The organism is Subdoligranulum sp. APC924/74, assembly GCF_003324125.1.
Classification (GTDB): domain Bacteria; phylum Bacillota; class Clostridia; order Oscillospirales; family Ruminococcaceae; genus Gemmiger; species Gemmiger qucibialis.
On record NZ_PSQF01000003.1, the window covers coordinates 37800 to 51738 of the forward strand.

Consider the following 13939-nt stretch of genomic DNA (forward strand, 5'->3'; position numbering starts at 1 on the left):
CATTTAACCAATTACTAAGAAATGGTGGAAAACTATGCTGCTTTATTGGATCCTGCTGCCGATCGTCTGGCCGCTGCTGCATATTTTGTGGCGCATTGAGGTGGTCGGCAAAGAGAACATCCCCCGCGGGCGTGCCCATGTTATCGCATCCAACCACCTTTCGGATCTGGACCCGGTCTATATTCTGGAAGCGGTGTTCAGCTGGAAGCGCTATACCATCCTGGCCAAGCAGGAGCTGTTCAAAAATCCGCTGATCGGCTGGTTTTTGAGCTGCATGGGCGCGGTGCCCATTGACCGCGGCAAGGGCGATATGGGCACCGTTAATAAAGTGACAGACGAATGCAAAAACGGCACGCCGATCCTGATCTTCCCTGAAGGAACCCGCAGCAAGACCGGTGAACTGCTGACCTTAAAAAGCGGTGCTTTCCTGATTGCCGGCAACGCCGATGCCGACATGGTGCCCTGCCGCATTATTTACGATACGCCGGATAAGCGCATGCACATGTTCTGCCGCATCCGCATCTGCTTTGGCACCCCCATCCCGGCAGAGGAGATGAAGGTAGAGGACCCGCGCCGCTCGGTACCCAAGCTGCGTGCCCTGCGCACCCGCCTGAAAACCGAACTGGAACGCCTGTACGAAGAAAATCACTTCTAAAACGCGATACAGGGAGAAATAACCATGCAAATTATTCTTGCAAAAACCGCAGGGTTCTGCTTTGGGGTAAACCGCGCGGTCAAGCTGACTTATGAATTGTTGGAGCAGGGCCGCCCGGTGGCAACCCTTGGCCCGCTGATCCATAACCCGCAGGTGGTGGAGGATCTGGAAAGCAAAGGTGCCATTACATGTGACAGTGTGGACGATGTGCCGGACGGCTGCGAGGTTGTCATCCGTAGCCACGGCGTTGGGCAGAGTGTGTATGATAAAATCTCAACACGCCGCCTGGCGTATCATGACGCCACTTGCCCGTTTGTTACAAAAATCCATAAAATTGCTGCGCGGGCCGGTGCGGAGGGCGCCATGCTGCTGGTGGCAGGCGATGCCAAACACCCCGAAGTACAGGGAATTGTGGGCCATACTACGGGAAAAGTGGAAGTGTTTGCCAACTTGGCAGAGCTGGAAAAACTGCTGCCGGAACTTACACAACAAAAATCTATTTTTGCGGTAGCGCAAACCACTTTCAATGTCCAAAGCTGGGAAACTTGCAAGGAATTTTTGAAAAACCAGTGTACAAATGCCAAAATATTTGATACAATATGTAATGCAACGTGGGCGAGGCAACAGGAAGCGGAAGACCTCAGCCAAAAATGCGATCATATGGTCGTCATTGGTGGTCATCATTCTTCCAATACCCAAAAGCTGTTGCAGGTCGCGGCCCGGCATACCAAAGCTATCAATGTGGAGACAGCTGATGAACTCGACAAAGATTGGCTTAACGGTGCCAGGATCGTGGGCGTAACAGCCGGGGCTTCAACGCCTTCGTCTATAATTGAGGAGGTACTTAACTGTATGAGTGAAGAAATCCGTGACGACATGAGCTTTGAGGAGATGCTCGCTGCATCCGAAGCAAAGCCCCTGTACGCAGGTAAGATCGTAAAAGCCAAGGTCATCAGCGTTTCCCCGACGGAATGTGTCGTCGGTATTGATGGTTCCAAGCACACTGGCATCGTCAAGCTCAGCGAGATGAGCCATGACCCCAACGCCAAGATGGAAGACCTTGTTAAGGTGGATGACGAGCTGGATTTGGTTGTTGTCAAGACCAATGACCAGGAAGGTGTTGACACCCTTTCTCGTGTCCGTTTTGAAGCCCAGAAGGGCATGAAGGATGTTTCCGAGGCTGCCGAAAACGGCACCGTTATGGAAGGCGACGTCATGGAAGCCAACAAGGGCGGCGTTGTTGTCAACGTCAAGGGCGTTCGTGTGTTTGTTCCCCGTTCTCAGGCTACCATGCGCCGCGACGAGGACTACACCAAGCTGGTTGGCCAGCACGTTAAGCTGGTTATCACCGAGTGCGCAGGCCGCAAGATCGTCGGCAGCATCAACAAGGTTACTGCTGAAGAAAACAAGGCAAAGCGCGATGAGTTCTGGAAGAACGTTGAAGTTGACAAGCAGTACACTGGCGTTGTCAAGAGCCTGACTTCCTACGGTGCCTTTGTTGACATCGGCGGCGTGGATGGCCTGTGCCACATCAGCGAACTGAGCTGGAACAACATCAAGCATCCCTCTGAGGTCGTCAGCGTTGGCGATACCATCGAAGTGTATGTTAAGAGCTATGACCCCGAGAACCAGAAGGTTTCCCTGGGCTACAAGAAGGAAGAGGACAACCCCTGGGAGAAGCTCAAGAACGAGTATCCCATCGGCTCTGAGTTCGAGGCTCCGGTCGTTTCCATCACCAAGTTCGGTGCATTTGTCCGCATTCTGCCGGGCATTGACGGTCTGGTCCACATCAGCGAGATCAGCAACGAGCGCGTGAACAAGGTTTCCGACGTTCTGAAGGTCGGCGACATGGTCAAGGTTAAGCTGATCAATGTTGACTTTGATCGCAAGCGCATCAGCCTGTCCATGAAGGCTTGCCTCGACGAGGCTGCCGAGGACGCTGAATAATCCCCGAATTGCAGCAGGGGCCTGCCTGGCAACAGGCGGGCCCCTTTTGTTATATGCCAGTGTGCACTGTTGGCGTACACTGGCGAGCAGCGCTGCAAACCTCCCTGCGCTGTGTGGTAAAGGATAAACTGCATGGAAAAATTAAGGGCTTTTATTAAAAAATATTATGAGGGGCTTGCCTACCTGTTTTTTGGCGGGCTTGCCACGCTGTTGAACCTGGTGCTGTTTGCCGTGTTCCAGGCTGTGCTGGGCACGGGCTTTGCAACCGGCATTGGCAATGTGCTGGATAATATCATCTGCATTCTGTTTGCCTACTGGACCAACCGCACCTTTGTGTTCCGCAGCAAAAACAGCGGCCAGGCTGCTCTGGCGGAGTTTGGCCAGTTTGTGGCCTGCCGTATTGGCACCATGGTCATGGACCAGGTCATCATCTGGCTGGGCGTCAGCGTGCTGGCACCGCATGTGGCATTTGCCGCAGCCAACGCTGACCTGTGGGCCATGGGTGTTAAACTGTTCAGCCAGGTTATCGTGATTGTATCCAACTATGTGTTCAGCAAGTTGTTTATTTTCAAAAAGAAATAACAACACAGAACAGATAGAAACCCGAAACAACCAAACCGACGATGATAAGGAGGGCTTTCTTATGACAAACAAAATCCGCGGCGGTGCATTCCGTCTGACCGGCCTGATCCTGGGCATTGTGGGCGCAACGGTCAGCCTGACGGCCATTGTATTTTCGACCATCGGCCTGCACCAGGCACACCTGTGCAAGACCTGTAAAAAAGGAGAAGAATTCAAATGAAATACACCAAGGAGGAAATCCTTTCCAAAGTTGACCACACCCTGTTGAAACCGGAGGCTACCTGGCCTCAGATTCAGGCCCTGTGCGATGATGCCATCAAGTATCATACTGCATCCGTCTGCATCAACACCTGCTATGTCAAGCAGGCTGTGCAGTATATGGCGGGCCGTGTTGCGGTGTGCTGCGTGGTCGGCTTCCCTCTGGGTGCAATGGATACTGCTTCCAAGTGCTTTGAAGCAAAGACCGCTGTGGAAAACGGCGCCGAGGAAGTGGATATGGTCATCAATATCGGCCGCCTGAAGAACAAGGAATATGACGCTGTGCGCGAGGATATCGCCGCCGTCAAGCGGGCCGTGGGGGATAAGGTGCTCAAAGTTATTATTGAAACCTGCCTGCTGACCGATGAAGAAAAAGAGAAGATGTGCGATATCGTGGTGGAAGCCGGTGCCGACTTCATCAAGACCAGCACGGGCTTTTCTACCGCAGGCGCAACCTTCCATGATATTGAGCTGTTTGCCCGCTGCGTGCGCGGCCGCTGCAAGATCAAGGCAGCCGGCGGCATTTCTACCGTTGAGGACATGGAAAAGTTCCTGGATCTGGGCGCAGACCGCCTGGGCACCTCCCGCGCTGTTAAACTGCTGACGGCGGAATAATTTTGCCGTAACGCAGGGTACACACAAATAAACCAAAGACCTCCATCCCAAGCACAGAACCGTGCAGGGATGGAGGTCTTTTTGTCTACAATCAGCAATAAAATCAGTATTTGTTATCTTGCACAAAGCGAACGGTTGCGCTTACAGCAGGTACGCTTCAAACCGGTGCAGGTCATCCACCTTTACGGTTGCCTTGTAATACACGCCGTTTTCGCGGTATTCTTCAGCCAGAACGCTGCCGCGGGTGCGGAACACATCGGCCAGGGCCAGCTTGTCATAGGGCAACAGTACCTCAATGGTGCGCACACGGTGTGCCAGAATCTCGTCAATCTTGGCCAGCAGGCTGTCCAGCCCGTAGCCGGTTTTGGCGCTTACCAGCAGCACATCCGGGTCATAGGGGGCAACACCGGTGCGGTCGCACTTGTTGTAGACCGTCACCTGCGGGATATCCCCGCAGCCCAGGTCGTTCAACACTTCATCGGTCACGCTCAGCTGCTCGGCGGCTTCGCTGTCGCTGGCGTCGGCAATTTTCAAGATGATGTCAGAGCAGGCAGCTTCTTCCAGTGTGCTCTTAAAAGCATCCACCAAATCATGCGGCAGGCGGCTGACAAAGCCGACTGTATCCACCAGGATCACTTGTAACCCGCTGGGCAGCGTGCATTTGCGGGCGGTGGGATCCAGCGTGGCAAACAGCATGTCGGCTTCAAAAATTTCTGCGCCGCACAAAGCGTTGGTCAGGCTGCTTTTGCCCACGTTGGTGTAGCCCACCAATGAGATGACCGGAACACCGTTTTTCTGGCGGGCGCGGCGGGTTTCACCACGGCGCTTTTCCAGCTCTTTCAGGCGGCTTTCCAGCTTTTCAATGCGGCTGCGCAGGTAGCGGCGGTCCAGCTCCAGCTTGGTTTCACCGGCACCGCGGCGGGCGCCGCCACCGCCGCCGCCACCGCCGCCCTGGCGGCTCAGCGCCTCGCCAAGGCCCTGCAGGCGCGGCATGCGGTATTTCAGGGTGGCCAGCTCAGTTTGCAGCTTGCCCTCGTTGGTGGTGGCGCGCGCACGGAAGATTTCCAAAATCAGCATCGTGCGGTCCAGCACTTCCACCTGCAAAGCCGCGCTCAGGTTGCGGATCTGGCTGCCGGTCAGCTCGCCGTCAAAGATGGCGGCCTCGGCATCGGTATTCAGGCATACCAAGCGCGCTTCCTCCACTTTGCCCTCCCCCAGAAGGGTGGCGGCTTCGGGGGTGCTGCGCTTCTGGCACACGGTAGCAACGGCCTGCATGCCGTTGGCTTCCGCCAGGGCGGCAAGCTCATCCAGGCTGCGCTGGGCGTCAAACTTGCCCTGGTCCAGCGCCAGCAGCACAACGCGCACCGGCGGGCGCTCGCTGTCCAGAGCCTTCTGCCCAACAGGGGCGTCCTCTGCCGGGGCCTGGGTAGCGGTAAAGTCCAGGGTGATGGGGTCCTTTATTTCGTCCATAGGGGTCCTTTCTGGCCGTATTCGGCCAGGTCAGCAAAAGTATGGGGCAGGGGAGTGAATGTCAGACGGTTGTCTCGGCATTCTCCGCTGGTTCCGTTGGTTCTGCCTGTACAGCGGGGGCAGCGGCTGCCGGTTCATCGGATTTCTGGCAGCCGGGATTCAGCAGGTACCAGGCCAGGCAGGGCACCTCGGTGCCGTCAAAGCGGTGCAGAACGGTATCGTGGTCATAATGGAAGCCGGTCTTGGCCAACACGCGGCTGCTTGCTACATTCTGGCTGGCGTGGAACCCGGCCAGCCAGGGCGCACCTACCATGCCAAACCAGTAATCGCGCACGGCAGCGGCGGCTTCGGTGGCATAGCCCTGGTTCCACCACTTTTTGCCCAAGGTGTAACCGATCTCATACATGCCGCCCAGCAGCTCGGTTTTCACGTTTTTCCAGGCATAGGGCTTTTCACGCTCACAGGATTCGGCGGGGGCAATGCTGATGCTGCCCATCAGCACACCGGTCACTTTATCGCAGATGCCCCAATCATAAAAATCCGGGCGGTCATATTGTTTGACGATCTCGTTCAGATATGCCATCGTTACCACCCAGTCACGGTGGGGCTCCCAGCGCAGGTAGCGGGTCACTTCCGGGTCATTGGCCCAGTTGCCAAACATCATTTCGCAGTCGTCGGTTGTCATACGACGCAGGACCAGCCGCTCGGTGGTCAACTCTTGTGTGCCGCAATGCTTCATCTTGATATACAACCTTTCCTTTGCAGTAGTTATGCTTGGCTGTGCAGCAGATACCGCCGCACAAAGCCCATAAAGATCTGCCACAGCTTGTACAGCTGGGCACGGTAAATGTTACAGTAAATAAACAGGATTGCTGCAGTTAAAACAAACTTGATGATAAAATTGTGGGCGAACACCACGCCGATCACGGCCACACCCACCGCCAGCAAAAAGCCGCAGATCGTCCGGCTGAAGCTGGGGATGGTGCGGTAGTAATACTGCCCGGTCACAGTGCGGTACAAAAACATCGTTGCATTGGCCGCTACCAGGCCGACCGCGGCACCCATTACGCCAAAACGCGGCACCAGCACGGCGCACACGGCAATGTTGGCCGCAACGCCCACGGCGGTTCCAATCGTATCCTGGAACGGCTTGCGGGCAATGGTGTTACCGTACACCGTGCCTTCGCACAGGATGGAGAACACCACGGCCAGCATCATCAGCGGAAAGTAGGGCAGGCAGGCAGATTTGGCCGGGAAGATGATGAAGATGATATCCTCAAACATGACCAGCAGACAGAAAAAGCCGAAGATCAGCAGGTTCAGCAGATCATGGATGCGGCCAATGCGCTCCTGCTCGGTGCGGTAATGCGCGTAGACATAGGGGCCCCAGTAGGTGGAAAAACCGGCCTGAATGGTGGTGACAAGCTGGGCCAGGGTGTAGGCGAAATCAAACGAACCCTGCTCCGCCGCGGGGGCGTAATTGCCTAAAAAAGAAAGGCAGATGGCGCGGTACAGCGGGATCAGGATGGCCGCAGGTGCCAACACAATGCCGTAAGGCAGTGCCGCCCGGTAAATGTGGGCATAGGGGCGCAGACCGCGCACAGGGGCCTCTTTCGTTTGACCTTTAGAAGCCCGCCGCCAATAGAACACTGCGACCCCCGCAAAGCTGCACACCGCACCCAGCACAAAAGCGCGGGCGTCCTTGGTAACAAAGCCGGGCAGCAGGTAGATCAGGTTCAGGCAGGCCTGCATCCACAGCGTTTCGGTGGTGTAGGCGCGCACATTGTTTTCCAGCCGGAGCAGCACGTTGAGGTAACGCACCAGCATGTACAGAGCAGCGTTCAGGAACAAAAACGGCACCAGCCCGGCACCGTTGGCCCCAAGGCCAAAGGCCGCCGCCAGCGGCCTGGCGAAAAAGATGCTGCCGATGCCGCCCACCAGCAGCATGACCAGCACCGAAAGCCGGGTACACGCGGCAAACATGCTGCGCCCGGTGGAACCGGCAGGCGGTTCGTGGTAAAAGCGCAGCAGGCTTTGGTCCAGCCCAAGCATGCCCACGTTCATCAGCGACATGGTGTATGCCATGAAGGAAGCAGGAACGGCGTAGCTTTCGGCGGGCAGGACGCCCTTGATGATAAGCGCTGCGCCGGAAATGCCAAAGCCAAGGTAGGTGGCAATGGAGTATTTCATCACATTTCCGGCAAAGCTTTCAGTTTTTTTCGGTTCAGACATGGCAGGCTCCCATTTGCAGCGGGCGCACCGCAGCGCGCCGGAAAAACAACTTTATTTTACATATGGCCGGATGCGCGCTTCCATGCGCTGGATCTCCTCCGGCGGGATATAGGCTTTGTCCACATAACCGTAAATGCGCTGGGCAAAGTTGGCCAGCGGCGGGCAGAAGGCAAACACCCGTTTAGGTTCCCACTTGTGGCGGTACAGCATGTGTACCCCCGCCAGTGCGCAGAACTTGAGCAGGTTGAAGTGCGGCGTAAAACCGGGCCCCATCGGTTCATCCCGCGGGGGATTTTTGTACACTTCCTCCAGCAGGTCGGCCATCCGCTTGTAGGCCGGGGCAGGGGAGGGGTCAAAATAGCCCTCAATCACATCCCGTGCAATGGGGAACGGCGGGTTCGGCTGCGCCATAGCAGCGGCAAACTCCGGGTAGCTAGTCACATAGTGAGCATCCTTGTAGATGACGGGGTCATACTCGTGCTCGATGGGCACCGGGCGCAGGATATGGCAGCTTTTGCCCGCCATGTATACTTCGGCCACAGCGGTGCTCATCCAGATGGAGATGGAATCCGCCGCCACAATCCACTGCTTGACGGAATCCGCAAAAATCACATGGAAGTTGGGGCGTTTGACGGCCAGCTCGTCCAGGGCTTTGCATTTCCATTCGCTGGGGTGGCGGCGGTATACCAGTTCCACCTCCGGGTGGTCACCCAGGTAGCGGTCAAACCAGGCCAGCGTTTTTTCCATCGAAACGCGGTTGGTGCGGGCAAAGCCGGAAAAATCCGTTCCCGCCATTTTGGAAAGCTCGGCCACTTCCTGGTCGGTCATGCTGGCATAGCCAAAGCTGGAAATGTACAGGTGCAGTTGTTTGGCGGGGTCAAGGCCGAATTCCTTGCACAGGGTTTCCTTATCCTTAAAGTAGCCCTTGAACTCCGGCCGCAGAAAGTCCATCATCACAGCGCCGGTCACGGGGGTGTTCTTGGCATCCATGCCATGGGCCTGTAACCGCTGGGCAGTGCGCTGGCCCCAGCAAGTCTGCACGCAGCGCTTGGCGTTGCCGTTCATGTTGAACCAATCGCCCTCCTCCTGCGTGTCGGAGAGCATCTGCTCCCAGTGCAGGTTGACGATCTTGTTGCATCTGCCAATGTTGTTGTACACATGGCTGTTGATGGCTTCGTTGTCATACATGCAGCTGGCAACCAGAACTTCCGGCTTATCTTTGCCAAACAGGCGCAGATCTTTGGCATCCAGCAGCTGGCGGATGCGCACGGTGTAGCCGCGGCGCTCCAGCTCCAATTTGAGCAAAAGATCGCTCTCATATTCCCGAACGGTGTGTTCGTACAAAATCAAAAAGTCCAGTGCCACAGGGGACCTCCTTTTTGGGGTGGGGCAGCATCAGCGCTGCATATCATCAAACAGTTCGGCTGTCCAGTCCGGCAGGCCGTATTTTTCGTCCAGGTGGAACCCGTCAAAAAACTGGGTGTCATCATCGGTAATGTAGCTGGTGCCCCATTCGTAATTCAGCACGGCAAAATTCTGCTTTTCCAACAGCGGCAGAACTTCGTCCTGCATCACGGCGGTAATGCCAAAGGCATCGCATACCTCGGTGCGCACATTGGCGGCCATGGGGGGCAGCACAATGGTCAGCTCCACGCCGCGGTCTGCGCAGCGCTGGGCCATAGCCAAAAACTCCGCCAGCTCGGTTTCGTTCAGTGTCCAGTTCTGGCAGCGGGTGGTGATCAGCGCCGGGTACTCATACAGCTTTTTGTGCAGCGGAATCGTGTTCCCGGCATCATCCAGGTAATCCGCCGCGGTCCAGTCGCCGGATTCAATGGTGTCCGGCGTGCCCTTTACGGTGTCCATAAACACGGTCAGGGCGTTCACGTTGTATTCCAGGTTCAGACAGTAGGCCAGCGGGTTGCGCAGGGTAGCTTCCAGCGCCGAAAAACGGTCGGTGTTATAGCTGCTGTTTAAGGTGTAGAACGAAAGCTCAAACAGAATGCGGTCCACCTGGTTGCCGGAATCCAGCACATAGTTGGCAAGGTCCACACATTCCTTCAGGGAAGCACCGCCAAAGGCCAGGTTCTGCCAGCTTTGCCCGGTCAGGGAATCCACAAGGTCCATATCAAAGTGGGCCAGGCGGCTGTCTCCGATGATCAGGTTGGTGCCGGGGCTCTGCTCATAGGCGCGCACACGGGCCACCGGCTGGCTGGAAGAGGCTGTTTTTTTGATGCCAAAATAATTGTTTGGCTCAAACGCCACAAAAAAGGCAAACCACAGATAGACCGGCACGAACAGCAGCGCCAATTTTTTGATGATATGCTTCACGCCGGAAATCTCCTTTTTTCCATAAGATTAAAACCCTGCATAGGGGCCGAACGCGTTGGCGTTAAAGCCACCGCTCTGCATGATGTACCCCACCAGGATAAAAACGATCAAAACAACATACAGCGCATTGCGGTGCTTGGCGCTTGCCAGGGCAACCTCAGCCGGTTTGTTTTTGCAGGCAAAATTGCGCCGGTGATCCAGCCAGATGCCAAGCGCCAGCGCCAGCGCAGCGAACGCCCAATAAGCCGCTACCATAATGGTATTGGCGTAAAAGCCGGTATACGCTGTGCTGTACAGCTCCCCGGCAAAGCGGGCGGGGGACCAGCTGTTCATCAGGCAGCGGCCCAGGTAGACGAAAGCATCGCCAACGCCCAGGTTTTCGGCCATGCCGGAAAGGTTGCCGGACCCCACGCGGAAGAACACCATGCTGATGGTCCACAAAACAAACACCACAACCCGCTTGCCCCACAGCACACGGGCCGGGGTGCCGCGCTTTTTGGGTTTGCCAAAGCGGCGGTGCAGCAGCTCTTCGCCCACGCGGTAAACCGCCTGCAGCAGACCCCAGATGATGAATGGCGCGGTGCTGCCATGCCAGAAGCCGGAAGCAAAGAACACGCAGAACACGCACAGCTCGGTGGGCAGGCGGCCAAAGCGGCCAAGATCTGCCCAGGCCAGCGGCATAAAGAGATAATCCTGCAGCCAGGAAGAAAACGAGATGTGCCAGCGGCTCCAGAAGCCGGAAAAGTTGGTGGCGTAAAACGGGGTCTTAAAGTTTTCCGGCAGGTCCAGCCCCAGCACAAGGCCGGTGGCACGGGAAATCTCGGAATAGCCGGAAAAGCTAAAATACAGATAAAAAGTGTACATCACCGCGGTCAAAATCAGCATGGGGGCGCTGTAATCCGCATAGTGGGGAAAAACCGTATCCACCACCATGTTCAGCACATCCGCCACGGCAATGTATTTGAACAGCCCCAGCGCGTATAGCCGCAAAGCGCGCACCGTGCGGGCGGCATCAAAGCGGTGCTCGGCGCTCAACTGCGGCAGCAGCGCACCGGCGCGGCAGATGGGCCCCTGGGTGACGGTGGCAAAAAAGTTGAGGAACAGCGCTAGCCGGATAAAGCTGGTTTCCACCTCGCAGTCGCCGCGGGTGGCGTCGATCAGGTAGGCGATTGCGGCAAAACTGGTAAAGCTGATGCCCAGCGGCATGGCCACCGCGCGCCAGCCGTGCAGCACCCCGCCCAACAGGCCGTTATACTTAAAAAAGGCCAGAATGCCCAGCATACCGATCACGCCAAGGCGCAAAAAAGCGGTTTTGTGTGCGCCGCCCCGCCAGGCAAGGCCGCGGCCGCACAGGTAGGTGAACACCGCCAGTGCAATGGTGACCGGCAGCATGGCCGGCATGGCCAGTGCATAAAACACCCACGAAGCTCCCAGCAGAAACACCGGCTGCATGCGCACCGGCAAATGCAGGTAAACGGCAGCCACAACCACCAAAAATGCACAGTATTGCAGGCTTTGCAGCCCCATGAGCGCAACCTCCAGACCTAATAGGAGCGGTACCGCACAACGCGCGGCGTGCCGCAAAAAATCCACAGGCAGCAAGGATAAAATAAGACCGCCTGCACCCGCAATATGGCAAAATGGCGCAATATCACAGATTAACTAAACTATTATACCTGTTTTGCCTACTAATGTAAAGTGGGCCGCCTGGTAGGGACAAAATACGCACGAAAAAACGTAAAGAATACTGTTTGCACAGCGGCAACAAAAGCGGCGTTAAAATGTGATAACAAAGAGCAAAACGCGGAATAAAAAGCAAGCCTACTAGGTGTGATAAGTTTCCTGGAACGGTTGCACTGAATACGTGAAAATGATATACTATCATAGTAATAAAAAATAGGCTGGGTGTGTACCAAACTGTCCGGCGGTTGAAATGCTGGTGGGACGGACAGTTTTTGCGGGACTGCAAGCAGGGTTCCGCTGCAGGCTTACGGGAGTGAAAAATATGAAAGTTGTAATTCTTGCCGGCGGCTATGGCACGCGCATTTCGGAAGAAAGCAAGTTCAAGCCGAAACCGATGATCGAAATCGGCGGTATGCCTATTTTGTGGCATATCATGAAAGAGTATTCTTAGCTATGGCTTCAATGATTTTGTGATCTGCGCCGGGTACAAGCAGCATATGATCAAGGAGTGGTTTGCGGATTATTTCCTGCATACCAGCGATGTGACCTTTGACTTCACCCAGGGCAACGAGATGATTGTGCATGACCAGCACGCCGAGCCGTGGCGCGTGACGGTGGTGGATACCGGCCTGAACACGATGACGGGCGGCCGCATCAAACGGGTGCAGAAATATATCGGCAACGAAACCTTTATGATGACCTATGGTGATGGCGTCTGCGATGTGAACATTGCCGAACTGGTCAAGTTCCATAAGCAGCATGGCAAGCTGGCAACCCTGACCGCCGTGGTGCAGGAACAGCAGAAAGGCGTGCTGGATATCGGCCAGGACAATGCGGTTCAGGCGTTCCGTGAAAAAAGCGTCAACGATGGGGCTATCATCAACGCGGGCTATATGGTGCTGGAACCGGAAGTGTTTGATACCATCAGCGGCGATGATACCATTTTTGAGCAGGCCCCGCTGCGCGAGCTGGCAGCCAAAGGCCAGCTGATGAGCTATGTGCACCGCGGATTCTGGCAGTGCATGGATACCGAGCGCGAAAAAAGTATGCTGGAAAAAATGTGGGCGTCTGGCTGTGCGCCCTGGGAAGTGTGGAACCGACAATGAACTTGGAATTTTACCGCGGCAAACGCGTGTTTGTAACCGGGCATACCGGTTTTAAGGGCAGCTGGCTCTGCCGCATGCTGGTGGGGGCCGGTGCAGTGGTAACGGGTTACAGCCTGGAACCGCCCACAACCCCTAACCTCTTCTCTCTGGCAGGGCTGGAAGGCAAAATGACCAGCGTGATCGGCGACATCCGCGATTTTGCCAGCCTGAAAGCGGCCTTTGATGCCGCTCGACCGGAAATTGTGCTGCACCTGGCGGCCCAGCCCATTGTGCGGGACAGCTACAAGGACCCACGCTATACCTATGAAACCAATGTGATGGGCACCGTGAACCTGTTGGAATGCGTGCGCACCGCCCAAACTCCGCCGCGCTCTGTGCTGAACGTAACAACGGATAAGGTGTACCAGAATAATGAATGGTGCTGGGGCTACCGCGAAAACGAACCGTTGGACGGCTTCGACCCCTACTCCAACAGCAAAAGCTGCTCGGAGCTGGTGACCCACAGCTATAAAAACAGCTTTTTTGCGGATGGCAGTGTAGCCATCTCCACTGCCCGCGCAGGTAATGTGATTGGCGGCGGCGATTTTGCCAATGACCGCATCATCCCGGACTGCGTGCGCGCGATGGCAAAAGAGGAGAGCATCGGTGTGCGCAACCCGTATTCCACCCGCCCATACCAGCATGTGCTGGAACCGCTGGCGGCGTACCTGCTGATCGCCCAGCGCCAGTATGAGGATAACCGGTACGCCGGCTATTATAACGTCGGCCCGGATGACTGCGACTGTGTGACGACCGGCACCCTGGTAGACCTGTTCTGCCAGGCGTGGGGCGATGGTGCTGCATGGGAAAACCGCGCTGAGGCAAACGCCCCGCATGAAGCAAACTTTTTGAAGCTGGATTGCAGCAAATTGAAATCCACCTTCGGCTGGAAACCGCGCTGGCATATGGCGGAATGTATGCAAAAGACCGTTGCGTTCAGCAAGGTATGGCTTTCCGGCGGGGATATCCCGGCGGAGATGGACAAAGAGATCAAGGAATTTTTGAGTGAGTAAGGGAGCAGACG

12 protein-coding genes and 1 pseudogene are annotated in these 13939 nt (G+C 56.1%); 7 read left to right on the forward strand and 6 right to left on the reverse strand.

The window, feature by feature from the left end; all coding sequences use genetic code 11:
• Positions 1 to 34 precede the first annotated feature (34 nt).
• From C4885_RS02115 to deoC, 5 genes are all read left to right on the forward strand, one after another.
• On the forward strand, positions 35 to 655 hold the full coding sequence (locus C4885_RS02115; protein WP_113998809.1) for a 1-acyl-sn-glycerol-3-phosphate acyltransferase: 621 nt from the start codon (positions 35 to 37) through the stop codon (positions 653 to 655).
• Positions 656 to 679: 24 nt separating this feature from the next.
• Positions 680 to 2602, forward strand: a complete 1923-nt coding sequence (locus C4885_RS02120) for a bifunctional 4-hydroxy-3-methylbut-2-enyl diphosphate reductase/30S ribosomal protein S1 (RefSeq protein WP_113998810.1) — start codon at positions 680 to 682, stop codon at positions 2600 to 2602.
• A gap of 132 nt (positions 2603 to 2734) precedes the next feature.
• Positions 2735 to 3184, forward strand: a complete 450-nt coding sequence (locus tag C4885_RS02125; RefSeq protein ID WP_113998811.1) for a GtrA family protein — start codon at positions 2735 to 2737, stop codon at positions 3182 to 3184.
• Between the two features lie 61 nt (positions 3185 to 3245).
• Complete coding sequence (locus C4885_RS16610; protein ID WP_199488066.1) at positions 3246 to 3404, forward strand: hypothetical protein; 159 nt, start codon at positions 3246 to 3248, stop codon at positions 3402 to 3404.
• The gene (gene deoC, locus C4885_RS02130; protein WP_113998812.1) at positions 3401 to 4057 is read left to right on the forward strand and encodes a deoxyribose-phosphate aldolase; all 657 of its coding nucleotides are present in this window, start codon (positions 3401 to 3403) and stop codon (positions 4055 to 4057) included. The genes C4885_RS16610 and deoC overlap by 4 nt, the downstream gene beginning before the upstream one ends.
• 141 nt (positions 4058 to 4198) lie before the next feature.
• Here the strand turns inward: deoC and hflX are convergent, their stop codons facing one another.
• The 6 genes from hflX to C4885_RS02160 all read right to left on the reverse strand — a co-directional run bounded on the left by hflX (position 4199) and on the right by C4885_RS02160 (position 11614).
• Positions 4199 to 5527: a GTPase HflX gene (hflX, locus tag C4885_RS02135; protein ID WP_113998813.1), complete on the reverse strand. Its 1329-nt coding sequence runs from the start codon at positions 5525 to 5527 to the stop codon at positions 4199 to 4201.
• Between the two features lie 61 nt (positions 5528 to 5588).
• The gene (locus tag C4885_RS02140; protein ID WP_113998874.1) at positions 5589 to 6266 is read right to left on the reverse strand and encodes a GNAT family N-acetyltransferase; all 678 of its coding nucleotides are present in this window, start codon (positions 6264 to 6266) and stop codon (positions 5589 to 5591) included.
• A gap of 29 nt (positions 6267 to 6295) precedes the next feature.
• On the reverse strand, positions 6296 to 7759 hold the full coding sequence (locus tag C4885_RS02145; RefSeq protein ID WP_113998814.1) for a lipopolysaccharide biosynthesis protein: 1464 nt from the start codon (positions 7757 to 7759) through the stop codon (positions 6296 to 6298).
• A 51-nt stretch (positions 7760 to 7810) separates the two neighbouring features.
• Positions 7811 to 9124 (reverse strand): surface carbohydrate biosynthesis protein, encoded by a 1314-nt coding sequence (locus C4885_RS02150; protein WP_113998815.1) that lies wholly within the window; start codon positions 9122 to 9124, stop codon positions 7811 to 7813.
• 30 nt (positions 9125 to 9154) lie between these two features.
• The gene (locus tag C4885_RS02155; protein ID WP_113998816.1) at positions 9155 to 10087 is read right to left on the reverse strand and encodes a hypothetical protein; all 933 of its coding nucleotides are present in this window, start codon (positions 10085 to 10087) and stop codon (positions 9155 to 9157) included.
• A gap of 27 nt (positions 10088 to 10114) precedes the next feature.
• Positions 10115 to 11614, reverse strand: coding sequence for an MBOAT family protein (locus C4885_RS02160; RefSeq protein ID WP_113998817.1), 1500 nt, complete (start codon positions 11612 to 11614; stop codon positions 10115 to 10117).
• A gap of 478 nt (positions 11615 to 12092) precedes the next feature.
• Between C4885_RS02160 and rfbF the strand changes: the two are divergent.
• Positions 12093 to 12876 (forward strand): annotated as a pseudogene (gene rfbF, locus C4885_RS02165) (glucose-1-phosphate cytidylyltransferase).
• On the forward strand, positions 12873 to 13928 hold the full coding sequence (gene rfbG, locus C4885_RS02170) for a CDP-glucose 4,6-dehydratase (RefSeq protein WP_113998818.1): 1056 nt from the start codon (positions 12873 to 12875) through the stop codon (positions 13926 to 13928). Before rfbF ends, rfbG begins: the two are co-directional and overlap by 4 nt.
• The last annotated feature ends 11 nt before the right edge of the window (positions 13929 to 13939 follow it).